The sequence below is a fragment of the Microbacterium ulmi genome (genome assembly GCF_011759705.1).
Classification (GTDB): domain Bacteria; phylum Actinomycetota; class Actinomycetes; order Actinomycetales; family Microbacteriaceae; genus Microbacterium; species Microbacterium ulmi.
The window spans coordinates 189,635-212,378 of sequence record NZ_JAAOZF010000002.1 but is presented as its reverse complement, the minus strand read 5'-3'; the positions used below and the strand labels follow the sequence as shown (position 1 = coordinate 212,378).

The following is a 22,744-nucleotide window of genomic DNA, read 5'->3' as shown; positions in this document are numbered from 1 at the left end:
GTGCGGACGGACGCCGGATGTCCTCGCACCGCGTTAGCCTGGGTGACGGTCATGAACCGAGGAAGGATGCCGATGCCGATCCACGAGGATCACCGAAGCCCCGATGTCCCGAACACCGGAACCCACCCCTGGCGCCGCTACGTCGCGATCGGCGACTCCTTCACCGAGGGCATCGGCGACCCCGAGCCGTCGTCGCAGGGCGGCCATCGCGGCTGGGCCGACCGCGTCGCAGAGGTGCTCTCATCCCAGGTCGACGACTTCGCGTACGCCAACCTCGCGGTGCGGGGCAAGCTCATCGGGCAGATCGTCGCGGATCAGATCGAGCCCGCATTGGCACTGAAACCCGACCTCATCACGTTCTCGGCAGGCGGCAACGACGTCATCCGCCCGGGGGCAGACCCCGACGCCGTGGCTCAGCTGTTCGAGGACGCGGTCGTCCGCCTGTCGCGCGACGCCGCCACGATCGTCGTGTTCACGGGCATCGACACGAACTTCACCCCGGTCTTCCGCGGCATCCGCGGTCGCGTCGCGATCTACAACGAGAACATCCGTGCCATCGCCGATCGCTACGACTGCATCGTCGCCGACCAGTGGGCTCTCAAAGAGATCCAGGACGTGCGGTTCTTCGACGACGACCGCCTGCACCTGAACCCTCTCGGACACCACGAGGTGGCACGCATGGTGCTGCGCGCCCTCAACGTGCCGAACGACCTGCAGCCCATGCAGCCCGACCCGATCCCGGCACGCACGTGGCGCGAAGCGCGAGGGGAAGACCTGCTGTGGGCGCGGGAGTACCTCGTCCCATGGGTGCTGCGCCGCGTCAGGCATCAGTCCTCCGGCGACAACGTCACGGCGAAGCGGCCCAACCCGGCACCGGTCGTCGCTGTGACGACCCCGAGCGGTCTTCCCGTCGAGACGCTGCTGCCCGGCGCCGACCCCTCGAAAGGCTCGGCCGAGCGGGCCTGAAGCGCCCGACGCGACATCGGTGGAACGGCGCGCCGCCCGAGACGCCCGAGCGAGTCATCCGCGCGTCAGCGCCCACAGCGCGACAGCCGACGCCGAGGCGACGTTGAGGGAGTCGACTCCCCCCGCCATCGGTATCGTCACGACCGTGTCGGCGGCGGCGAGCGCGCGACGGCTCAGTCCGTCGCCTTCCGCCCCGAGCAGGAGCGCGATGCGCTCGGGCCGGTGCGCCGCGAACGCGTCGAGCGGCACGGCGTCGGCGGCGAGCGCGAGCGCGGCGAGGTGGAAGCCCGCCTCGTGCAGGATGCCGCGCGCCTCCCCCCATTCGGGAAGGCGGGTCCAGGGGACCTGGAAGACCGTCCCCATCGAGACGCGCACAGAACGGCGGTACAGCGGATCGGCGCAGCGCGGGCTCACGAGCACGGCGTCGGCACCGAGCCCCGCGACGGCCCGGAAGGCCGCACCCACGTTGGTGTGGTCGACGATGTCCTCGAGCACGACGACGAGCCGCGCGCCCGCCACCACCTCGGCGACCGGGGCCGGCGCGGGCCGATGCATCGCGGCGAGCGCGCCGCGATGCACGGCATACCCTGTGAGGGCCTGGGCGATGTCGGCCGAGACGACGTACACGGGCACATCGAGATCGCCGACGAGGGTCGACACCTCGGCGACCCACTTCTCCTGCACGAGAACGGAGCGCGGCCGATGCCCCGCGCCGAGGGCCCGCGCGATGACCTTCGCAGACTCGGCGATGTACAGCCCTCCCTCGGGCTCCAGAACGCGTCGGAGTGCGACATCCGTCAGATCCCGATAGTCGGCCAGGCGAGCGTCGCCGGCCGCCTCGACCCGTTCGATCCTCATCGGTCCACTCTCGCACGGCGGGTGCGCCCGCCCGCCGCCTGGTCATGGGTCGCATCGAGACGTGTCCGCCCGCGGGTGTCCGTGCGCGGGCGCAGACCCGGTTCGCCGTAACCTGCCCGAAAACTCGCGGGCCTAGACTCGGCCGCGAGGGGGTGACCGCATGACGTTCGCGACCGACATCGACGCGTCCACCGCGGAGGCGGTCTCCCGTGCCGTCGAGGTGCTCTCCGGCCGCCGTCTTGCCGTCCTCACCGGAGCGGGGGTGTCGACGGACTCCGGCATCCCCGACTACCGCGGCAAGGGCGCGCCCGTACGGACCCCCATCACGGCTCAGCAGTTCCTCGCGAGCGACGGCGCCCGTCGGCGGTACTGGGTCGGCAGTCACCTCGGCTGGCGCGCCTTCGCGTCGGCTGCGCCGAATCCGGGCCACGACGCGATCGCCGATCTCGAGCGCCGCGGACTCGCGTCGGGGGTCGTGACGCAGAATGTCGACGGACTCCACGTGCGTGCGGGCAGCCGCAGGGTCGTCGAGCTCCACGGCACGATGCGGCGCGTCCTCTGCACCCACTGCGGGCAGATCTTCGACCGCCGCGACCTCGCCGTCCGCGTCGAAGCGGCCAATCCGTGGATCGTCGTGCCCGACGGCGTCAGGCTCGGCCCCGACGGCGACGTGCTCCCCGAGAGCTGGGAGGGATTCGTCGTTCCGGAGTGCAGCGTCTGCGGCGGGATGCTGAAGCCCGACGTCGTCTTCTTCGGCGAGTTCATCCCGGCGGAGAAGTTCCGCGAGGCGGAGCAGCTCGTGCGCTCGAGCGACGCATTGGTCGTCGCGGGCTCGTCCCTCGTCGTCAACTCCGGCATCCGGCTCGTGGAGCGGGCTCGCCGACGCAGGCTGCCCGTCGTCATCGTCAATCGCGGTGAGACCCGTGCCGACGCGCACGCCACCGTCAAGATCGACGCCGGCACGAGCGACGTCCTGCGGGCGCTCGCCGAGCGCCTCCCGGCCGCCGGCTGATCCGGCGTCGCGGTCGGGCCGGCCCACGGCCGCGGATACCATCGAGGAGTGACCGTCCTCACCCTTGTGCGCCATGGCGAGACCGACTGGAACAAGGCTCGCCGCATCCAGGGTTCGACCGACATCCCGCTCAACGACACGGGCCGCGCGCAGGCGCGTGCCGCCGCCGCGCGTCTGTTCGCGACCCTCGATCCCACGGCCCCTCGGATCGTCGTGTCGAGCGATCTGTCGCGCGCCCGCGAGACGGCCGAGATCATCGCGGCGGAGCTCGGCGTCGAGGCGCCCCATGCGTATCCCGAGCTGCGTGAGCGCGGCTACGGCGAAGCAGAGGGCCTCGACACGAACGAGTTCTTCGAGCGCTGGGGAGACTGGCACGCGGCCGAGGTGCCGGGCGCAGAGCCCTGGCCCGATCTGCGCGCTCGCACGATCGCGGGACTGCGCCTCGTCGTGCGCGACGCCCGTCGCACGACGGCGCCGGCTGCGGCATCCGTCGTCGTGGTCTCGCACCGCGCCCTCATCCGCGAGCTGATCCGGCACGCCACGGGCGGCGAGCTGCCGGCACCCGGAACGAAGCTCGAGAACGGCTCGTCGTACACCGTGCTCATCGAGAGGGAGCGGCTTCGACTGCTGTCCTACGAGGGCGTCCTCGCGTAGCGACGCTCGTGGTCGCTACGCGGTGCCGGGCGGTTTGGCGCCACGCCGCGCAGGCGGTCATCGCGCCGCCCGCGGTCGGGCGCCACTCCGGGCCGTTGGTCGCCACGGCGGGCCGGGCCGACGGACGCAGCGCCGGTCAGATGTCGGCGCGGTGGATGAGCCCGCGTGCGTGCCGGAGCACGGGCTCGTCGACCATGCGGCCGTCGTGCGCGAAGACGCCCCGCTCCCCCTCCGCCGCTGCGAGGACATCGCGCGCCCACGCGACCTCCTCGTCGCCGGGCCGGTAGGCCGCGCGGACCACGTCGACCTGGCTGGGGTGGATGCACGCCGTCGCCGCGAAGCCGGAGGCCGCGGCATCCGTCGCCTCCCGCCGGAGGCCCTCGGCGTCGGCGATCTCGACATGCACGGCGTCTATCGCGGCCTTGCCGCGTGCCCCCGCGGCCAGGAGCACGCGCGAGCGGGCGTATCGCGCGATCTCGCGGTAGGCGCCGTCGGGCGTACGGCTGGATGTGCCTCCGAGAGACGCGACGAGGTCTTCCGCACCCCACATGAGCGCGACGACGTTCTCGAGCTCCGCGATGCGGTCTGCCTGCGCCACTCCCTTCGCCGTCTCGAGCAGCGCGATGAGCTCGAAGCGCCCGTCGAGCTTCCTGAGGCGTTTCACCGACTCGGCCTTCGCGACCATGATCGTGCGATAGTCGGTCTGCGACAGGGTCGCGAGGTCGGCGACGAACGCGTCCGTGCCGAGGGGGTTGACTCGCACGATTACCCGGTCGGGATCCAGTTCGCTCTCGATGAGCGCGCCCCGGGCCGCGGTCTTGTGCGCCGGTGCCACGGCGTCCTCGAGATCGAGGATGACGGCGTCCGCCCGGTCGAGCGCCTTGCGGAACCGCTCCGGCCTGTCGGCGGGGCAGAACAGCAGCGCGGGTCCGACGTCGAATGTCACGGGGTCTCCTCCCCCTCGGTCGGGCGGCACCACATGAGCGTGACGCGCGTCGCCGTCGCGACGACATCCCCATGCTGGTTGCGACCCGTGTGCGTCATCGTCACCAGGCCCTGACCCGGGCGCGACTCGGACAGCCTCTTCGAGACGATCTCGGTGTCGACGTAGAGCGTGTCGCCGTGGAACAGCGGCGCCGTGAAGGCGATGTCGGACAGCCCGAGCTGCGCGACGAGCGTGCCTTGCGTGAGCTGGGCGACGGATGCCCCGACCATCGTCGCGAGCGTCCACATCGAGTTCATGAGCCGCTGCCCGAACGGCTGCGTCTCGGAGTACGCGGCATCCAAGTGCAGCGCCTGCGCGTTCATCGTGAGGGACGAGAACAGGACGTTGTCGGCTTCCGTCGCCGTGCGGCCCGGACGATGCGCATAGCGCGCGCCGACCTCGAACTCCTCGAAGTACAGCCCGCGCTGGACGTGCTCTGTCTGCTGCGGCACCGGGTCACCCACGACCGTCACGCTACCCCCGTTCATGCGACCCCGAGGGCTCGAGCGATCACGAGGAGCTGGACTTCGCTCGTGCCCTCGCCGATCTCGAGGATCTTCGAGTCGCGGTAGTGCCGCGCGACGAGGTACTCGTTCATGAAGCCGTTGCCGCCGAAGATCTGCGTCGCGTCGCGCGCGTTGTCCATCGCGGCGTCGGATGCCGTGAGCTTCGCGATCGCGGCCTCGGTCTTGAACGGCCTCCCGGCGTCCCGCAGACGTGCGGCGTGGTGCCAGGCGAGCCTCGCCGTGTGCACGCGGGCCTGCATGCGGGCGAGGACGAACTGGATGCTCTGGCGTGCCGAGAGAGCCTCGCCGAAGACCATGCGCTTCTTCGCGTAGTCGACGGCCGCCTCGAGACACCCCTCCGCGGCGCCCGTCGAGAGCGCCGCGATCGCGATGCGGCCCTCGTCGAGGATGTGCAGGAAGTTCGCGAAGCCGCGCCCTCGTTCACCGAGGAGGTTCGCCTCGGGCACGCGCGCGTCGGCGAATGTCAGAGGATGCGTGTCCGAAGCGTGCCAGCCGACCTTGTCGTACGGCGCCTCCACCGTGAACCCCGGTGTCCCGTTGGGCACCACGATCGTCGAGATCTCCTTGCGGCCGTCCTGCGAGCCCGTGACGGCCGTCACCGTCACGAAGCGCGTGATGGCCGTGCCCGAGTTGGTGATGAACTGCTTGGACCCGTTGATCACCCATTCGCCGCCCTCGAGCCGGGCGTTCGTGCGGGTGGCTCCGGCATCCGACCCCGCCTCCGGCTCTGTGAGGCCGAAGCCGGCGAGGGCTTCGCCCGAGAGAAGCGCGGGAAGCAGCTCGCGTTTCTGCTCCTCCGTGCCGAACCGGAACACCGGCATCGCGCCGAGGCTGACGCCCGCCTCGAGAGTGATCGCGATCGACTGGTCGACGCGTGCGAGCGCCTCGATCGCGAGACACAGCGCGAAGTAGTCGCCGCCCTGGCCGCCGTAGACCTCGGGGAACGGCAGGCCGAACAGCCCGAGCTCCCCCATCTGCGCGACGACGTCGAGCGGCAGCGTCTTCGTGCGATCGGCCTCGTACGACGCGGGGGCGACGACCTCGTCGGCGAACTCTCGGACGAGACGTGCGAGCTCGCGCTCGTCCTCGGTCAGGTTGTGATGATCCATCGTGCTCCTCGGGTGTCAGGAGGTTCGTCGGTGTGTCTCTCGGACCGCGGCCGCCTCGCGGGCAGGGTTCTCGGCGTGCGCCGGCGCATCCGCTGTCACGTGGGCGAGCAGTTGGTCACGGCGCACCTGATCGCCGACCGCGACGTCTATCCGCAGGATGCCCGCGTGCGGCGCCGTCACGGGGTGCTCCATCTTCATCGCCTCGATCGTGACGATGCGGTCGCCGGCCGCGACGGTCGCGCCGTCGGCGACGTGCACGGCCACGATCGCGCCGGGCATGGGCGCCCGCAGCTCGGGATCGGCGGCTCCCTCGACGCCGGCGCGCATGGCGAGCCGCCGCTGCATGGCCTCTCGCCTCGTGAGCGGCCGGAGCCGGTGGGTCGCACCGTCCGCGTGGACCCATACCACCCCGTCCGCCGCTGCGACGCATGTGTCGGATGTGGTCGCATCCGTGGGTCTGACACGACCACTCGCGACACCTTCTCCAGCCCGCCCGCCGCCGTCCGAACCCGACGTGTCAGACCTGGCCGCATCCCCGGCCCCGATGCGACCACTCGCGACACCATCTCCAGCCCACCCGGCGCCGCTCGAACCCCACGAGTCAGACCCGGCCGCATCCCCGGCCCCGATGCGACCACCTGCGACACCATCTCCAGCCCACCCGGCGCCGCTCGAACCCCACGTGTCAGACCTGGTCGCATCCGTGGGTCTGACACCACCGCTCGCGACACCATCTCCAGCCCACCCGCCGCCGCTCGAACCCGACGTGTCAGACCTGGCCGCATCCCCGGCCCCGATGCGACCACCTGCGACACCATCTCCAGCCCACCCGCCGCCGCCCGAACCCCACGTGTCAGACCCGGCCGCATCCCCGGCCCCGATGCGACCACCTGCGACACCTTCTCCGGGCACGACGACCGAGTGGGTCTCGCCCGCGTCGTCGAGAAGGAGCACGCGCGGGGGCTGGGCGGGCCCGAGACGCCAGCCCGACGCCGACCTCCACAGATCGGACGCGGCGGATCCGCGGCGGCCCAGCTGAGGTGGACCGCCGAGCGCGGGGTGTTCGGCGCGCATGCCCGTGTGTCTGCGCGAGCACTCCCGTCCAGGTGACGGCAGTGCGGATGCCGCGGCCCGCAGCGCCCCTTCCGTGGGCGCAGGCGCCTCGAAGGGCGGCATCCGGTCGATGAGCCCCGTGTCGAGCTCGCCCGCACGCACGGCGGGGTCGGCGAGCAGGCCGCGCAGGAACGCGATGTTGGTCTCGACGCCGAGCACGATCGTGTCGGCGAGCGCCGCGTCCAAGCGCGCGAGCGCCTCGGCACGATCGCGGCCGTGTGCGATGACCTTCGCGATCATGGGGTCGTAGTCGGCCGTCACGGCCGTCCCCGTCTCGACGGCGGAGTCGGTGCGGACGCAGGGTGCGGCATCCCATCGCAGGATCCCGCCCGTCGACGGCAGGAACCCGCGCTCGGGGCTCTCCGCGTACACGCGCGCCTCGATCGCGTGCCCGTCCAGGCGCACCTCGTCCTGCGCGAAGGAGATCGGCAGCCCGGCGCCCACCCGAAGCTGCTGCTCGACGAGGTCGATCCCCGTCACGAGCTCCGTGACGGGATGCTCGACCTGCAGCCGCGTGTTCATCTCGATGAAGAAGAAGTCGTGCGGCCGGTCGGCCGCCACGAGGAACTCGACCGTCCCGACGCCGAGATAGTCGACGGATGCCGCGGCCGCGCACGCCGCGGCACCGAGGCGTGCGCGGGTCACGTCATCCACGATGGGCGACGGCGCCTCCTCGACGACCTTCTGATGCCGACGCTGCAGCGTGCACTCGCGCTCGCCGAGGTGGATCACATTCCCATGCGCGTCCGCGAGGACCTGCACCTCGATGTGGCGGGGCCGCTCGATGAGCCGCTCGAGCAGCAGCGTGTCCTCCCCGAAGGCGGCCGTTGCGACGCGACGGGCTGTCGCCAGCGCAGCAGGCAGCTCCGCGTCCGAGCGGACGATCTGCATGCCCTTGCCGCCTCCGCCCGCCGACGGCTTCACGAGAAGCGGGTAGCCGGCGGCCTCGGCTGCGGCCGCGACCTCGGCATCCGTCATCCCCGCAGCGGAGAACCCCGGCACCGTCGGCACGCCGTGGGCGGCGACGTGCTCCTTCGCACGGATCTTGTCGCCCATGACCTCCAGCGCGCCCTCGCCCGGTCCGAGGAACACGATGCCCGCGTAGCGGCACGCTCGCGCGAACGCGGCGTTCTCGGACAGGAACCCGTACCCGGGGTGGATCGCCTGGGCTCCCGTCTCTCGGGCCGCGCGCAACACGGCGTCGATCGACAAGTACGACTCGACGGCGGCAGCAGGCCCGATCCGCACCGCGACGTCGGCCTCGCGCATATGCGGCGCCCCCGCGTCCGCGTCGCTGTGCACGGCGACGGAGCGGATGCCGAGGCGACGAAGCGTGCGGATGACGCGGCGCGCGATCTCGCCTCGGTTCGCGACGAGGACGGTGTCGAACAGGCTCTCGCTCACGACGGTTACATCCGGAAGACGCCGAAGCGCGGGTCGGGCAGCGGCGTGCGGGCGACGACGTCGAGCGCGAGTCCCAGGAGATCGCGGGTCTTGAGCGGGTCGACGACGCCGTCGTCCCATAGCCGCGCGGTCGCGTAGTAGGGGTTGCCCTGCTCTTCGTACTGCGCGCGGATGGGCGCCTCGAACGCCGCCTGATCCTCTGCCGACCACTCCTCGCCGCGGGCTTCGAGCTGGTCGCGCTTGACCGTCGAGAGCACGGATGCCGCCTGCAGGCCGCCCATGACCGAGATGCGGCTGCCCGGCCACGTCCACAGGAACCGCGGCGAGTACGCCCGCCCGCACATCGAGTAGTTGCCCGCGCCGAACGACCCGCCGATGACGACCGTCAGCTTGGGCACGCGGGTCGTCGCGACGGCCGTGACCATCTTGGCGCCGTCCTTCGCGATTCCTCCGGCCTCGGCATCCCGCCCCACCATGAAGCCCGAGATGTTCTGGAGGAACAGCAGGGGGATGCCGCGCTGATCGCACAGCTCGATGAAGTGCGCACCCTTGAGAGCCGACTCGCTGAACAGCACGCCGTTGTTCGCCACGATCCCGACGGGGTGGCCGTGCAGGCGCGCGAAGCCCGTCACGAGGGTCTGGCCGTACTCGCGCTTGAACTCGTGGAAGTCGCTCGCGTCGACGAGCCGCGCGATGACCTCGCGCACGTCGTACGGCTGGTAGACGTCGACCGGCACGACGCCGTACAGGTCGGTCGGGTCGACCGCCGGGGCGACCGACGGAGCCACTTCCCACGCGGGGTCGAGCGGCTGCGGCAGGGTCGCGACGATGTCGCGGACGATCTCGAGCGCATGCTCGTCGTCCTCTGCGAGGTGGTCGACGACGCCGGAGCGCCGTGCGTGCAGCTCGCCACCGCCGAGCTCCTCCGCCGTCACGATCTCGCCGATCGCGGCCTTCACGAGCGGCGGGCCGCCGAGGAAGATCGTGCCCTGGTCCCGCACGATGACGGTCTCGTCGCTCATGGCGGGCACGTACGCTCCCCCTGCCGTGCAGGATCCGAGCACGGCCGCGATCTGCGGGATGCCTGCGGCCGACAGCCGCGCCTGGTGGAAGAAGATGCGCCCGAAGTGATCGCGATCGGGGAAGACCTCGTCCTGCATGGGCAGGAACGCGCCGCCGGAGTCGACGAGGTAGACGCACGGCAGCCGGTTCTCGAACGCGATCTCCTGCGCGCGCAGGTGCTTCTTGACCGTGAGCGGGTAGTACGTGCCGCCCTTGACGGTCGCGTCGTTGCACACGACCATGACGTGGCGGCCGTGCACGAGCCCGATGCCCGCGATGACGCCCGCCGCGGGCGCGTCGCCGCCGTACAGTCCATCGGCGGCGAGCGGCGCGATCTCGAGGAAGGGGCTCCCCTCGTCGAGAAGGCGTGCGACGCGGTCCCGGGGCAGGAGCTTTCCTCGGGAGACATGGCGCTCTCGCGCGCTCTCGGGCCCGCCGAGGGATGCCGCGGCCAGCCGCTCCCCCAGCTCCGTCGCGAGCGCGGCCTGCGCGTCGCGCCTGCGCTCGAACACGTCGCCGCGAGCGGCGGAGGTCGCGAGTGCCGTCATGTCATCTCCCTCGACGTCACGATCGCATCACGCCGGGTTGTCCCCGCGCGAGCGCACTGGTTAGTGTTCACTAACCGAGATCTCAGGTTAGCGAGGATTAACTGACATGACAAGCGGTGTCACGGAGCGCACGCGAGCCAAGGCGGATCGTCACTCCGCCCTCCTGCGCGAGGCCGCCCGCCTGTTCGCCGAACGCGGGTTCAGCGGTGTGAGCCTGGAAGAGCTCGGCGCCGCCGTGGGCGTGTCGGGCCCCGCCGTGTACCGGCATTTCGCGAACAAGCAGGCGCTCCTCGGCGAGATCCTCGTCGGGGTCAGCGAGCGCCTTCTCGCCGGCGGCCGCGATGTCGTGTCACAGGATGCCGCGTCCCTGCAGACCCTGCAGGGCCTCGTCCGCTTCCACGTGGACTTCGCGCTCGCCGACGCCGACGTCATCCGCGTGCAGGACCGCGATCTCGCGAGTCTCGGCGAGCGGGACCGCCACGACGTGCGACGCCTGCAGCGCGAGTACTCCGAGCTCTGGGTGGCGGCCCTCTCGCGCCTCCACCCCGGCCGGGCCGACAGCGACCTCCGGGTCCGCGCGTCCGCGTGCTTCGGCCTCATCAACTCGACGCCGCACAGCGTGCGAGGCCTGCGGGGGGCCCCGGACGACGATGCCGTGCGCGGCATCCTGGAGTCGATGGCGCTCGCGGCACTGACGGCCTGACCCCTGGATCGCTAGCCTGGTCGAGCATGACGACCAAGCGACCGAGCGGCGACCAGGAGCGTGCCGACGAGCCGACGTCACGGCGCGACTTCCTCAAGCTCGGCGGACTCACGGCGGCAGGCTTCGTCGCGGGCGGAGCCGTGGGGGCCGCGGCGGGCGCATCCATCGGACACACGGTCGGATACCGGGAGGGCACCTCGGACCTGCCGGCGCTGCCCGCACGCATTGAACCTGGGTTCGACCACGTCGTCGTGCTCATGGGCGAGAACCGCTCCTTCGACAATCTGCTCGGCTGGCTGTACACGCCGCAGACGCTTCCCACGGGCGAGTCCTTCGACGGGCTCGCCTTCGGCGACTACGCGAACACCGACGACACGGGACTCACGGTCGCGGCACACGTCTACACGGGAGCCACCGACGCGGTCATGGGCAGCCCGGATCCCGACCCCGGCGAGGAGTACCCGTTCGTCAACACTCAGCTGTTCGAGACCGTCGACCCGCCCTCCAACGCGTCGGCTGCGCTCGACGCCCTGCGAACGCCGTTCAATGCACCGCCGGCCGGCGCCGCGGCCACGATGGGCGGATTCCTGCAGGACTACCGCAGCAACTACCGCAGGCTCGAGGACGGGCGGGCTCCGGGCGACGCGGAGGTGGGGCAGATCATGGGCGGGTTCTCGCCCGAGCAGCTTCCCGTGCTCTCCACGCTCGCGCGGGAGTTCGCGGTGTTCGACGCATGGTTCTGCGCCGTGCCGTCGCAGACCTACTGCAACAGGTCGTTCTTCCACGCCTCGACGTCGCACGGCTTCGTGACGAACCTCGGCGGCCGCGGCTACCGCAAGTGGCTCGACGCGCCTGCGGCCCCGACGCTCTTCGATCGCCTGGAGGAAGCAGGGCTGTCGTGGAAGGTGTACTTCGACGAACGCCAGCTCGTCTCCCTCACGGGCGTGCTCCACGCGCCCGCGCTCGAGAAGTACTGGCGCACCGACCACTTCGTGCACATGAGCGACTTCTACGCCGACGCGAGGAACGGCGCTCTGCCCGCCTACGCCTTCATCGAGCCGCGCATGATCTACGACCACAACGACTTCCACCCGCCCTTCGGCGTGTTCCAGGCGAGCGAGGTGGGCGGCGAGCTCATGCTCGATTCCGCCGTGTCGGACGTGCGGGCCGGAGAGAAGCTCGTCGCCGACGTGTACGACGCGATCCGCACGAGCGCCGACACGACGGGCTCGAATGCGAGCAACACGCTCCTGCTCATCACGTTCGACGAGCACGGAGGCACGTACGACCACGTGCCTCCGCCCGCGGCGGTGCCGCCGGAGGCTCAGGATGCCGAGCCGGGCGAGATGGGCTTCCGGTTCGACCGGCTCGGCGTGCGCGTGCCGGCGATCGCCGTGTCCGCCTACACGCGCGCCGGCACGATCATCCACGACGAGCTCCACCACGGCGCCGTCATCGCGACGCTGTCGCGCCTGCACGGGCTCCAGCCCCTCACCCGCCGCGACGCCTCGGCGCGTGACCTGTTCTCCGTCGTCAATCTCGACGCGCCGCGCGAGCCCGGCACGTGGCCGATCGTGCACCCGATGTGGGTGCCCCCGAACACGGACGAGGACGAGCTCGCCGATCTCGAGAACGGCCCGCACAAGGACAAGCCGCTCAGTCCCCCGGCTCGGGGCCTGCTGGGCCTCCTGATCGCGAAGTACGGCCGTCCGGGCGAGCCTGACCCGAGGACGTACGCCGACGCATACCGCGTGCTCAGGGCGCACGGGCTCGGACTGTTCTATCCGAAGCGGCCGTGACGCTGCGACGGCCGCCTCAGCGCAGGAGCATCGCCCGACCGGGCTCCGCGAGGATGCCGCCGACGTCGGTGAGGAACCGCGCGCCCTGCTCGCCGTCGACGAGGCGGTGATCGAACGACAGGCTCAATGTCAGCACGTCGCGCAGCGCGATCTCGCCCTTGTGCTCCCACGGCTGCCTGCGGACGGCGCCGAGCGCGAGGATGCCTGCCTCGCCCGGGTTGATGATCGGGGTTCCCGCGTCGACGCCGAAGACGCCGACGTTCGTGATCGAGAACGTCCCGCCCATCATGTCGGCAGGCGGGGTCCTGCCCGATCGCGCCGTCTCGGCGAGCGCGCCGATCGCGTCTGCGAGCCCGGGCAGCGTGAGCGCGTCGGCATCGCGGATGACGGGCACGACGAGGCCGCGCGGCGTCGCCGCGGCGATGCCGAGGTCGACGTAGTGGTGCTCGACGATCTCGGCGCTCTCGGCATCCCACTTCGCATTGAGGCTCGGCGTGCGAGACAGGGCGAGGCACGCGGCCTTCGCCGCGATCGCGAGGATGCCGATCCGGTGCCCGTGAAGTGCCCGATCGGCCTTGAGCGAGGCGATGAGCTCCGTCGTCGCGGTCACGTCGACCGTCAGGAACGTCGAGACGTGCGGTGCGGTGAAGGCGCTGCGCACCATCGCCTCCGCCGTGGCGTTGCGAACGCCCCGGATCGGGGTGCGCGTCGTGCGCTCGCGGGGCTCGAGCACGCGCGGGGATGCAGGCGCCGCCGGCACGGCGCGCGCGGGCGCCCCCAACCGCTCGGCGAACGCCTGCACGTCTGCGCGTGTGATGAGCCCCGACGCGCCCGTTCCCTCGACGAGGGAGAGTTCCACGCCGAGCTCCTTCGCGAGCTTGCGCACGGGTGGCGTCGACCGCGGGCGCTCGTGCGGCGGGTCGGCGAGGTCGAGCCGTCGGACGACGTCGTGCGGTGCCGCCTCCAGCACGGCCGTGTCGGTGCGCCCGTCGCGAGCGGGAGCGGACGCTCGCGCGCGACGCTGCGGACGCCCCGCTCCACGCGGGGCCGCACCGTACCCGACGAGATTCGGCGGGCTCTTCTCCTCCGAGGAGGATGCCGCGCCCGCGCGCTCGGCGCCGGGCTGCGCGGCTTCTCCGGCACCGACCGGCACGTCGAACGAGATGAGCGCCGATCCGACGGCGACGACGTCGCCCGCCTGCGCGTGCAGCCTCGCCACGACCCCGGCGTGCGGGGACGGCAGCTCGACGACGGCCTTCGCGGTCTCGACCTCGGCGATCGTCTGGTTGAGGGCCACGGTGTCGCCCTCCTCCACGAGCCACTGCACGAGCTCGGCCTCGGGCAGGCCTTCGCCGAGGTCGGGAAGGCGGAACTCCTCGATCACGAGCTCACCCCCGAGAGGCTGTTCGGCCGATCCATGACGCGATCGACGGCGTCGAGGATGCGGTCGAGGTCGGGCAGATGATGCTTCTCGAGCTTCGCCGGCGGATAGGGGATGTCGTACCCCGTGACGCGCGCGGGCGGGGCTTCGAGGTAGTGGAAGCACTTCTCCGTGACGCTCGCGACGAGCTCTGCGCCCACGCCCGCCTCGCGCGCCGCCTCGTGCGTCACGACGACGCGGCCCGTCTTGCGGACGGATGCCGTGACCGTGCCGTAGTCGACGGGCGACAGCGATCGCAGGTCGATGACCTCGATGGAGACGCCTTCGTCTTCGGCGGCGGTCGCGGCATCCATCGCCGTCGCGACCTGTGCGCCGTACGTCAGAAGCGTGACGTCGGAGCCCTCGCGCGCGACCCGCGCAAGACCCATGGGAGCGGCGTCCGCGAGGTGTGCGTCGAGGTCGACGTCGCCCTTGACGTGATAGAGCCGCTTCGGCTCGAAGAAGACGACGGGGTCGTCGCTCGCGATCGCCTGCCGGAGCATCGTGTACGCGTCCTGCGGATTCGACACGGCGACGACCCGCAGGCCCGATGTGTGCACGAAGTACGCCTCGGGCGACTCGGAGTGGTGCTCGGCCGCGCCGACGCCGCCGGCCCAGGGGATGCGGATCGTGATCGGCATCCGCACGTTCCCGTTCGTCCGGTAGTGCAGCTTCGCGACCTGGCAGACGATCTGGTCGAACGCCGGGTACACGAAGCCGTCGAACTGGATCTCCACGACCGGACGGTACCCGCGGAACGCGAGGCCGACGGCCGTGCCCATGATCCCTGCCTCGGCGAGCGGCGTGTCGATCACGCGCTGCGCCCCGAACTCGTCGAGGAGGCCGTCGGTGATGCGGAACACGCCACCCAGCCGCCCGATGTCCTCGCCCATGACGAGGACCTTGGGATCGTCGGCCATCGCCCTGCGCAGACCGTGATTGATCGCCTTCGCCATCGTGAGCTCGGTCATCGCCCCGTCTCCCCTTCGGCGGCCTCCTGGAAGCTCGCGAGATACGCGGCGAAGTGCTCGCGCTGCTCGTCGAGCCCCGAGTGCGGGTCGGCGTACACGTTGTCGAGCACCGTGAGGGGCTCGCGCGTCCGCGCGCCGAGCGTCGCTTCGCGGACGGCGGTGCCGAGGGCGTCGGCGTCCTGCGCGACGGCGGCCGCGAACGCGTCGTCGAACTCTCCCCGACTCCGCAGCAGGGCCTCGATCCGCACGATCGGGTCTCGCCTGCGCCACCGCTCGACCTCCTCCTTGTCCCGGTAGCGCGTGGGGTCGTCCGACGTCGTGTGCGGGCCCATGCGGTAGGTCACCGCCTCGATGAACGCCGGCCCTTCTCCCCTCCGTGCGTGGTCGACGGCCCAGCGCGCGGCCGCGAGGCACGCGAGGACGTCGTTGCCGTCGACGCGCATGCTCGGGATGCCGAATCCCGGCGCACGTCCCGCAATGGGGAATCTCGCCTGGACGCTCACCGGCTCCGAGATCGCGTACTGGTTGTTCGTGCACACGAACACGACGGGGGCGCGGAAGGAGGAGGCGAACACCATCGCCTCGTTGACGTCGCCCTGGCTCGACGCGCCGTCGCCGAAGTAGGCGGCGGCGACCTGGTCGGCGCCGTCGCGCTGGATGCCCATGGCGTACCCCACGGCGTGCAGCGCCTGCGCGCCGATGATGATCTGGGGTGTCGCGGTGTTGATGGCGTACGGATCGAAGGTGGAGTGCTCTTCACCGCGCCACGCGATCACGAAGTCCTCCGGCACGGCGCCGCGGACGAAGTTGACGCCGATCTCGCGATAGCTGGGGAAGACGAAGTCGTCGCGGCGGAACGCGCGGGCGGTGCCGACCTGCACGCCCTCCTGCCCCTGACACGGCGCCCAGAGCCCGAGCTGGCCCTGGCGCTGCAGTGCGATGCCCTCCGCGTCTATCCTGCGGACGAGGGTCATGTCACGGTAGAGGCCACGCATCGCCTCCGCGTCGACGTCGGCGACCCAGGGGTCGAGGTCGGGGTCCGCGAGGCGCTCGCCCTCCGCGGAGATGAGCCGCGCGACGTCGTCGACGTCGGTCGCGGGATCGGCCAGGGGTGTCAGGGTGTGCATCGTCGCGTCTCTCCTCGTGAGAGCCGCCCTCGTGAGGCAGATCATCGTGGATCGCCGGCATCGTCGCCGACGACGCCGACACTACGTCCGTCTGACACCTAGCTCAAGCATGCCAGGATCCCTTGAGCATGTTGCGTAAGAAGAGCGCGATCAGACCTGCTATTCTTTCGCACTATGGCCTCCCTGGATCACGTCGACCTCGACCTGCTGGCCGCTCTCGCCGGCGACCCGCGCGCCACCGTCGTCGCTCTCGCCGACAAGCTCGGGCTCTCTCGCAACACGGTCCAGGCGCGCATGGGGCGCCTTGAGCGATCCGGGGTGTTCCTCTCCTACGAGCGCGCGATCTCGTCCTCTGCTCTGGGCTTTCCGATCGAGGCATTCATCAGCGTCACGGTGCGGCAGGTCGAGCTCCCGCGCATCACGGCGGAGCTCATCCGAGTGCCTGAGATCGTGCAGGTGCACGGGCTCAGCGGGCAGATCGATCTCCTCGTCCGCGTCGCCTGCCGCGACACGCAGCACCTCTTCGACACCGACGCGCGCATCCTCTCGATCGAGGGCGTCGAGCGCACCGAGACGTCGCTCGTGATGGGCGAGGTCATCGGCTACCGCGTCACCCCGCTCATGGAGCTGGCCCGCGGGGGCGCGGCGTAGCCGCCGACGAGCGCAGCGAGTCCTCGCGGGGAACCCCCCGCGACCAAGAAGAACAGGGCGCGGCGTAGCCGCCGACGAGCGCAGCGAGTCCTCGCGGGGACCACGGGCTGGACGAAAGACATGGGGACAGCCCCGATCAGGACGGGGTGAGAGCCTTCACGCGGGCGGGCGCGGAGTCCGCGGCCAGCCGGACCAGCACGACGCCGACGAGGATCAGCGCGCCGCCGACGAACTGGATCGGCGCAGGCACCTCCGCGAGCACGAGCCACGCGAACCCGAGGGCGAAGAGCACCTCGGACAATCCCACGAACGACGCGATGCGCGAGCCGATCTGAGGCACGGCGACGACTCCGAGGGCGTACCCGAGCGTCGTCGCGATGCCCGCGACCCACAGGAGCGGCATCCACCACGGCACTGTCATCCCCGCGAGCACGACGTCGACGGCCGGTGCGGCGAACGGAAGGATGCCGGTGGCCAGCAGTGCGGCCATGAGCACGGCTCCCGTGAGAAGGCCGCCCGCCGCCAGCGCGAGCGGCGGCAGGTCTTCGCCCGTGCGCTCGGAGATGAGGAAGTACGCGCCGACGCAGATCGCGGCGCCGAGGGCGAACAGGGTGCCCAGAGGGTCGAACCGGGCGCCCGCGACGTCGACGACGAGCACGAGTCCGGCCATCGCGACGATCGAGCCCAGGATGACGAGCCGCGACGGTGCGCGGCGTGTCCGGATCCATGCGAGACCGACGAGGAGGACGGGTGCGAGGTACTGGATGAGCAGCGCGACGGCGACGGGCATCCGCTGCATCGCGGCGAAGAACAGCAGCTGGCATCCCGCGACCGCCGTCAGCCCGAACCCGGCGATGAGGCGCCACCGGCGCCGCAGGAACCGCCGCTCGCCGCGCATCGCGAGCACCAGCGCGGGTGAGAGCAGCAGCCCGGACACGCCCATGCGGACGAGCAGCGCCGCTCCGAGCGACCACCCGGCCTCCAGGAGCGGCTTGACCAGCGGCCCACTCGACGAGAATGCGAGCGCGGACGCGACGGCCAGGACGAGCCCCGTGGTGCGCACGCGCGGTGCGGAGTCGACGGGGAGGACGGCGACGCGGGCGGTCATGGGCGGCATCCGGCTGTCAGGGGCGAAAGTGCTTACACTGGTGACACTAATGGACGCGGATGTCAGGAGTCAACGTGGTTTTCATTCATGACACGCGGCGCTCACTCATGGCGGCCACGGACCTCGTCAACACGCTGCCCGGGTACGACGATCCTGACCGGCTCGAGACGCTCGACGACCTCGACGCCTACCTATCGGCCAATCCGTACACAGGGCTCATCCGCCGCGATCGGGACGAGCTCACCGCGATCCGCGGCATCCGCCGCCGACTGCGCGCCCTGTGGGACGTCGACCGCGACGGCGCCGTCCCGCTCGTCAACGAGATGCTCGCCGACGGCCACGCGCTGCCCCGGCTCGTCCGGCACGACGGATACGACTGGCACGTCCATGCGACGAGCGACGACGCTCCGCTGGCGACGCGCATCCTCGTGGAGGCCGCGATGGCGTTCGTCGACGTCATCCGCGCCGGCGAGTACGACCGAGTCCGCGTCTGCGAGGCGTCAGACTGCGACAGCGTCTACATCGACTACTCGCGCAACGGGTCGAAGCGCTACTGCGACACCGGCAACTGCGGCAACCGCATGAACGTCAACGCGTACCGTCGGCGGAAGGCGCGAGAAACCGCCTGATCGCGGACGCGGCGGGCGCGGGCGTCTCGTAGTGGATGAGGTGCCCCACGCCCTCGATCTCGACGAGCTCCGCGCTCGGGAAGAGCGTCGCGAGCCGCCGCTCCGCCTCGATGGGGGTGATGTCGTCCTGAACCGCGGCGACCAGCAGCGTCGGCTGAGCGATGCTCGGTGCGAAGGCGCGCACGTCGTGGGAGACGCTCGTCACGAACGCGTCGTGCAGCACATCGCGGTCGGCGAAGCGCGAGAAGTACGTGTCGTGCTGATCGTGCACGAAGCGACGGATGCCGGCATCCTTCGTCTTCGACATCGAGACGCTCATGGCGCGCACGATGACGCGGCTGCGCAGGAGCGCCTCCCCCACGGCGCGCGGCAGCCTCGCGCCGGCCCAGTAGTAGAAGACCGCGAGGCGCGTCAGGATGCCGCGCGGCCCCTCGAGCGCCGGGGCGCCGATCGGGTTGACGAGCACGAGCCTCGGCGTCGGCAGACCGCCCGCGACGGCGGCGGACGCCACGATCGATCCGAACGAGTGCCCCAGCACGACCGCGCCCGGCGCGACCTCCACCGCGAACGCCGTGAGCCACTGCGCGTACAGCTCGAGATCGTGCGTGCGGCCGGGGATGGGGGCCGTCTCGCCGAAGCCGGGCAGGTCGGGCATGACGACCCGGATCTCCGGCAGCTGCGCGACGACGGGCTCGAGACCGTGGTGCTCTCCGCGGAACCCGTGCACCGCCAGGACCGTCGTCTCTGCGTCCGCCGGTCCGTACACCCAGTACGCCGTGGTGCCGCCGAGCACACCGACCTCGCGTCGCTCGACGGGGACGACGGCGAGCAGTTCGGCGTAGGGGTTCGCGACGGGCATGCGTCGAGTCTACGGAGCGCCTCTGAGGGACGTCCGAGCTCTCGCATACCGTGAGCGGCATGGATCAGCTCCCGCTCTTCGACACGCCGGAGTGGACGCGCGTCATCGGCGTCTTCGACCTCGAGACGACCGGGGTCGACGTCACGGTCGATCGCGTCGTGACGGCGCACGTCGGCCTGCTCGACGCGGCGGGCTCCGTCATCCGCTCCCGCGACTGGCTCGCCGACCCGGGCGTCGAGATCCCCGAGGGGGCCACCGCCGTGCACGGCATCACGACCGCCCGCGCTCGCTCACAGGGGCGGAGTGCGCGCGACGTCGTCGGGGAGGTGGTGGCGGCGCTGCGCGCCCTGCTGGATGCCGGCATCCCCGTCGTCGCCTACAACGCGCCGTACGACTTCTCACTCCTCAAGAACGAGGCGCTCCGCCACGGCGTCGAGCCGATCCTCGCGCCTTCTCCCGTGATCGACCCGCTCGTCGTCGACAAGCGACTCGACCGCTATCGGCCGGGCAAGCGCACCCTCGAAGTCGTCGCGGCGCACTACGCCGTCCGGCTCGACGGGGCGCACGACGCCTCGGCAGACGCGGTCGCCGCGGGGCGCGTGGCGCAGGCCCTGGCGGAGCGGTTCGCGCCGTGGCTCCCGGCGACGGCGCACGAGCTGCACACGCGTCAGATCGGCTGGGCGCGCGATCAGGCCGAGAGCCTCACCGAGTACTTCATCCGCATCGGCAGGCTCGATCCCGACGACAGCGTCGACGGTAGCTGGCCCATCCGCTGAGCCGCACGGCGCACGCACGGAAGGCCCCGCCGAAGCGAGGCCTTCCGGAAGCTGCGAGCCTACTTGGAGGAGCCGGAGCCGAAGTTCTTGAAGCGCTGGTTGAATTTCTCGACACGACCGGCCGAGTCCATGATGCGCTGCTTGCCCGTGTAGAACGGGTGCGACGCCGACGAGATCTCGACATCGATGACGGGGTACTCGACGCCGTCGAGCTCGATCGTCTTGTCGCTCGTGACCGTCGAACGGGTCAGGAAGGTCTCGCCCGAGCCGAGGTCGCGGAACACGACGGCCTGGTAACCGGGGTGGATGTCAGTCTTCATGGTGATCCTCTAGGGAGTGGTGTCCTGGATTTTGCCAGGACGGTCAAAAGTCTGCGGTGCGAGTGCACCAAAGAGCGATTCTATCAGGCTCCGGGCGAGACGCGGAATCAGGAGGTCGCGCGCGCGGCGTAGCGGCCATCCTCCGACGACAGTCGGATCGGCAGCCCGAACGTCTCGGTGAGGCTCTCGGCCGTGAGCGTCTCGGCGATCGGCCCCGCAGCGACGACACGGCCTTCGCGCAGGAGCAGGACATGCGTGAAGCCGACCGGGATCTCCTCGACGTGGTGCGTCACCATGATCATCGCCGGAGTCGTCGGCGCCTGCGCGTAACCGCCCAGCAGCTCCAGCAGCTCCTCACGCGCCCCGAGGTCGAGGCTCGCCGTCGGCTCGTCGAGCAGGAGGATCTCGGGGTCGGTCATGACGGCGCGCGCGATCTGCACGCGCTTCTGCTCGCCGTCCGAGAGCGTGCCGAACGTGCGATCGGCGAGGTGGTCGAGCTTCCACTGCGCGAGCACGCGCAGGGCGCGACGCTCGTCGATGTCTTCGTAGTGCTCGTTCCAGCGCCCGAGCACGGAGAACGCCGCCGTCAGCACGACGTCGAGCACGGTCTCCTCGGGCGGCACGCGTCGCGCCATCGCCGACGACGCGAAGCCGATGCGCGGCCGCAGCTCGAAGACGTCGGTGCGGCCGAGCCGCTCCCCCAGGATCTCGACGACGCCGGACGTCGGATGCAGGAGCGTGTCGGCCAGCTGAAGGAGAGTCGTCTTGCCTGCGCCGTTGGGCCCGAGGATGACCCAGCGCTCATCGTCGCTCACCGACCACGAGAGCCTGTCGACGATGTCCCTGGCGTTCCTGCGGACGACGACGTCGGAGAACTGGAGCACCTGCGGCATGCCGCCCAGCCTATCGGCCCACGGCGGCGACCTCCGCGTACAGCGCCGCCGTCGCGTCCGCGATCTTCTGCCAGCTGAAATCGCTCGCGGCCCGCGCACGGCCCGCCGCGCCGTACTCGGCGGCCTTCGCGGGGTCGCTGACGACCTCGGTCAGGATGCGGGCCAGGTCGTCGACGAACCTCTCCGGGTCGATGGGCGTGCCCGTGCCGTCCTGCACCTGCTCGATCGGCACGAGCCGGCCGGTCACACCGTCGACTACGACCTCGGGGATCCCCCCCGTCGCCGTCCCGACGACGGCGGCGCCGCACGCCATGGCCTCGAGGTTCACGATGCCGAGGGGCTCGTACACGGAGGGACACACGAACGTCGTCGCGGCCGACAGGATCGCGCACAGCGAGTCGCGCGGAAGGAACTCGTCGATCCACACGACGCCCTCGCGCGACTGCTGGAGCTCGCGGACGAGGCCCTGGACCTCCTGCATGATCTGGGGCGTGTCGGGCGCTCCCGCGCACAGCACGAGCTGCACGCCGGCGGGCAGCTTCTCCGCCGCGCGGAGGAAGTACGGGAGCCCCTTCTGGCGCGTGATGCGGCCGACGAAGACGACGGACGGCTTCGTGGGATCGATCCCGAGCCGCGCGAGCAGCTCCGGATTCTCCACGGGCCGCCACGCCTGCACGTCGATCCCGTTGTAGACGACGCGCACCTTGTCGGGGTCGAGTGCCGGGTAGCTGCGCAGGATGTCCCTGCGCATGCCGTCGCTGACGGCGACGACCGCGGCTGCGCCCTCGTACGCGATCTTCTCGATCCAGCTCGACACGGCGTAGCCGCCGCCGAGCTGCTCGGCCTTCCACGGGCGCAGGGGCTCGAGGGAGTGCGCCGTCACGATGTGCGGGATGCCGTGCAGCAGCGACGCGAGGTGGCCGGCGAAGTTGGCGTACCAGGTGTGGCTGTGCACGACGTCGGCGCCCGCGACATCCGTCACGATCTCGAGGTCCGTCCCGAGCGTCTGCACCGCCGCGTTGGCCGCCGACAGCTCGGCCGGCACGCCGTACGACGTGGTGCCGTCCTCGTCGCGCGCCGCGCCGAAGGCGCGCACCTGCACGTCGATCGAAGCGCGCAGCGCCTTCACGAGCTCGGTGACATGAACGCCGGCACCCCCGTAGATCTCCGGCGGATACTCCTTCGTGATGATGTCGACGCGCATGCCTCGAACGCTAGTACACGCCCTCGACCCGGCATAATGTGGTGCC

Annotated in this window: 22 protein-coding genes; 8 read left to right on the top strand and 14 right to left on the bottom strand. The window is 71.1% G+C overall.

Features of this window, described 5'->3' with window-relative positions; genetic code table 11:
- The first annotated feature begins 72 nt into the window (after positions 1-72).
- Positions 73-966: an SGNH/GDSL hydrolase family protein gene (locus tag FHS08_RS13620; protein ID WP_167040291.1), complete on the top strand. Its 894-nt coding sequence runs from the start codon at positions 73-75 to the stop codon at positions 964-966.
- A gap of 54 nt (positions 967-1,020) precedes the next feature.
- Here the strand turns inward: FHS08_RS13620 and FHS08_RS13615 are convergent, their stop codons facing one another.
- Positions 1,021-1,824 carry a TrmH family RNA methyltransferase gene (locus FHS08_RS13615; RefSeq protein WP_167040289.1) on the bottom strand — a complete coding sequence of 268 codons (804 nt, stop codon included), beginning with the start codon at positions 1,822-1,824 and terminating at the stop codon, positions 1,021-1,023.
- 160 nt (positions 1,825-1,984) lie between these two features.
- Between FHS08_RS13615 and FHS08_RS13610 the strand changes: the two genes are divergently transcribed.
- Together FHS08_RS13610 and FHS08_RS13605 are read left to right on the top strand one after the other, a co-directional pair.
- On the top strand, positions 1,985-2,836 hold the full coding sequence (locus tag FHS08_RS13610) for a Sir2 family NAD-dependent protein deacetylase (RefSeq protein WP_167040287.1): 852 nt from the start codon (positions 1,985-1,987) through the stop codon (positions 2,834-2,836).
- A gap of 48 nt (positions 2,837-2,884) precedes the next feature.
- Entirely contained in the window at positions 2,885-3,490 is a 606-nt protein-coding gene (locus tag FHS08_RS13605) for a histidine phosphatase family protein (RefSeq protein ID WP_167040285.1), read from the top strand.
- Positions 3,491-3,626: 136 nt separating this feature from the next.
- Here the strand turns inward: FHS08_RS13605 and FHS08_RS13600 are convergent, their stop codons facing one another.
- The 5 genes from FHS08_RS13600 to FHS08_RS13575 are packed head-to-tail and all read right to left on the bottom strand — an operon-like array spanning position 3,627 to position 10,238.
- Positions 3,627-4,436, bottom strand: a complete 810-nt coding sequence (locus FHS08_RS13600) for an aldolase/citrate lyase family protein (protein ID WP_167040283.1) — start codon at positions 4,434-4,436, stop codon at positions 3,627-3,629.
- The gene (locus FHS08_RS13595) at positions 4,433-4,939 is read right to left on the bottom strand and encodes a MaoC family dehydratase (RefSeq protein ID WP_341800422.1); all 507 of its coding nucleotides are present in this window, start codon (positions 4,937-4,939) and stop codon (positions 4,433-4,435) included. Before FHS08_RS13595 ends, FHS08_RS13600 begins: the two co-directional genes overlap by 4 nt.
- Before the next feature lie 20 nt (positions 4,940-4,959).
- Positions 4,960-6,111: an acyl-CoA dehydrogenase family protein gene (locus FHS08_RS13590; protein WP_167040279.1), complete on the bottom strand. Its 1,152-nt coding sequence runs from the start codon at positions 6,109-6,111 to the stop codon at positions 4,960-4,962.
- A gap of 15 nt (positions 6,112-6,126) precedes the next feature.
- On the bottom strand, positions 6,127-8,628 hold the full coding sequence (locus FHS08_RS16975) for an acetyl/propionyl/methylcrotonyl-CoA carboxylase subunit alpha (protein ID WP_341800421.1): 2,502 nt from the start codon (positions 8,626-8,628) through the stop codon (positions 6,127-6,129).
- A 5-nt stretch (positions 8,629-8,633) separates the two neighbouring features.
- The gene (locus FHS08_RS13575) at positions 8,634-10,238 is read right to left on the bottom strand and encodes a carboxyl transferase domain-containing protein (protein WP_167040277.1); all 1,605 of its coding nucleotides are present in this window, start codon (positions 10,236-10,238) and stop codon (positions 8,634-8,636) included.
- 106 nt (positions 10,239-10,344) lie between these two features.
- On the opposite strand from FHS08_RS13575, the gene FHS08_RS13570 reads away from it, so the two are divergent.
- Positions 10,345-10,941, top strand: coding sequence for an SACE_7040 family transcriptional regulator (locus tag FHS08_RS13570; protein ID WP_167040275.1), 597 nt, complete (start codon positions 10,345-10,347; stop codon positions 10,939-10,941).
- 26 nt (positions 10,942-10,967) lie between these two features.
- Positions 10,968-12,740 (top strand): alkaline phosphatase family protein, encoded by a 1,773-nt coding sequence (locus FHS08_RS13565; protein WP_167040273.1) that lies wholly within the window; start codon positions 10,968-10,970, stop codon positions 12,738-12,740.
- Positions 12,741-12,756: 16 nt separating this feature from the next.
- Here the strand turns inward: FHS08_RS13565 and FHS08_RS13560 are convergent, their stop codons facing one another.
- The 3 genes from FHS08_RS13560 to pdhA are packed head-to-tail and all read right to left on the bottom strand — an operon-like array spanning position 12,757 to position 16,258.
- On the bottom strand, positions 12,757-14,124 hold the full coding sequence (locus FHS08_RS13560; protein WP_167040271.1) for a 2-oxo acid dehydrogenase subunit E2: 1,368 nt from the start codon (positions 14,122-14,124) through the stop codon (positions 12,757-12,759).
- Complete coding sequence (locus tag FHS08_RS13555; RefSeq protein ID WP_167040269.1) at positions 14,121-15,131, bottom strand: alpha-ketoacid dehydrogenase subunit beta; 1,011 nt, start codon at positions 15,129-15,131, stop codon at positions 14,121-14,123. The genes FHS08_RS13560 and FHS08_RS13555 overlap by 4 nt, the downstream gene beginning before the upstream one ends.
- A complete protein-coding gene (gene pdhA, locus FHS08_RS13550) occupies positions 15,128-16,258 on the bottom strand; it encodes a pyruvate dehydrogenase (acetyl-transferring) E1 component subunit alpha (protein WP_167040267.1) in 1,131 nt (376 codons plus the stop codon). Before pdhA ends, FHS08_RS13555 begins: the two co-directional genes overlap by 4 nt.
- A 174-nt stretch (positions 16,259-16,432) precedes the next feature.
- Between pdhA and FHS08_RS13545 the strand changes: the two genes are divergently transcribed.
- A complete protein-coding gene (locus FHS08_RS13545; protein WP_167040265.1) occupies positions 16,433-16,909 on the top strand; it encodes an Lrp/AsnC family transcriptional regulator in 477 nt (158 codons plus the stop codon).
- A 136-nt stretch (positions 16,910-17,045) separates the two neighbouring features.
- On the opposite strand, the gene FHS08_RS13540 is transcribed toward FHS08_RS13545, so the two are convergent.
- Positions 17,046-18,017 (bottom strand): EamA family transporter, encoded by a 972-nt coding sequence (locus FHS08_RS13540; protein ID WP_167040263.1) that lies wholly within the window; start codon positions 18,015-18,017, stop codon positions 17,046-17,048.
- 74 nt (positions 18,018-18,091) lie between these two features.
- Here FHS08_RS13540 and FHS08_RS13535 point away from each other — a divergent pair, with 74 nt between their 5' ends.
- Positions 18,092-18,646 (top strand): CGNR zinc finger domain-containing protein, encoded by a 555-nt coding sequence (locus FHS08_RS13535; RefSeq protein WP_167040261.1) that lies wholly within the window; start codon positions 18,092-18,094, stop codon positions 18,644-18,646.
- On the opposite strand, the gene FHS08_RS13530 is transcribed toward FHS08_RS13535, so the two are convergent.
- Positions 18,606-19,505, bottom strand: coding sequence for an alpha/beta fold hydrolase (locus tag FHS08_RS13530; protein WP_167040259.1), 900 nt, complete (start codon positions 19,503-19,505; stop codon positions 18,606-18,608). The genes FHS08_RS13535 and FHS08_RS13530 overlap by 41 nt on opposite strands.
- A gap of 59 nt (positions 19,506-19,564) precedes the next feature.
- On the opposite strand from FHS08_RS13530, the gene FHS08_RS13525 reads away from it, so the two are divergent.
- Entirely contained in the window at positions 19,565-20,281 is a 717-nt protein-coding gene (locus tag FHS08_RS13525; RefSeq protein ID WP_167040257.1) for an exonuclease domain-containing protein, read from the top strand.
- A 59-nt stretch (positions 20,282-20,340) separates the two neighbouring features.
- Here FHS08_RS13525 and FHS08_RS13520 read toward each other — a convergent pair whose 3' ends face one another.
- The 3 genes from FHS08_RS13520 to glgA form a co-directional block, all read right to left on the bottom strand.
- Positions 20,341-20,601: a type B 50S ribosomal protein L31 gene (locus FHS08_RS13520; RefSeq protein ID WP_167040255.1), complete on the bottom strand. Its 261-nt coding sequence runs from the start codon at positions 20,599-20,601 to the stop codon at positions 20,341-20,343.
- Between the two features lie 107 nt (positions 20,602-20,708).
- Positions 20,709-21,494: an ABC transporter ATP-binding protein gene (locus tag FHS08_RS13515; protein WP_167040253.1), complete on the bottom strand. Its 786-nt coding sequence runs from the start codon at positions 21,492-21,494 to the stop codon at positions 20,709-20,711.
- A 10-nt stretch (positions 21,495-21,504) separates the two neighbouring features.
- Positions 21,505-22,698: a glycogen synthase gene (gene glgA / locus FHS08_RS13510; RefSeq protein WP_167040251.1), complete on the bottom strand. Its 1,194-nt coding sequence runs from the start codon at positions 22,696-22,698 to the stop codon at positions 21,505-21,507.
- Positions 22,699-22,744: the final 46 nt, after the last annotated feature.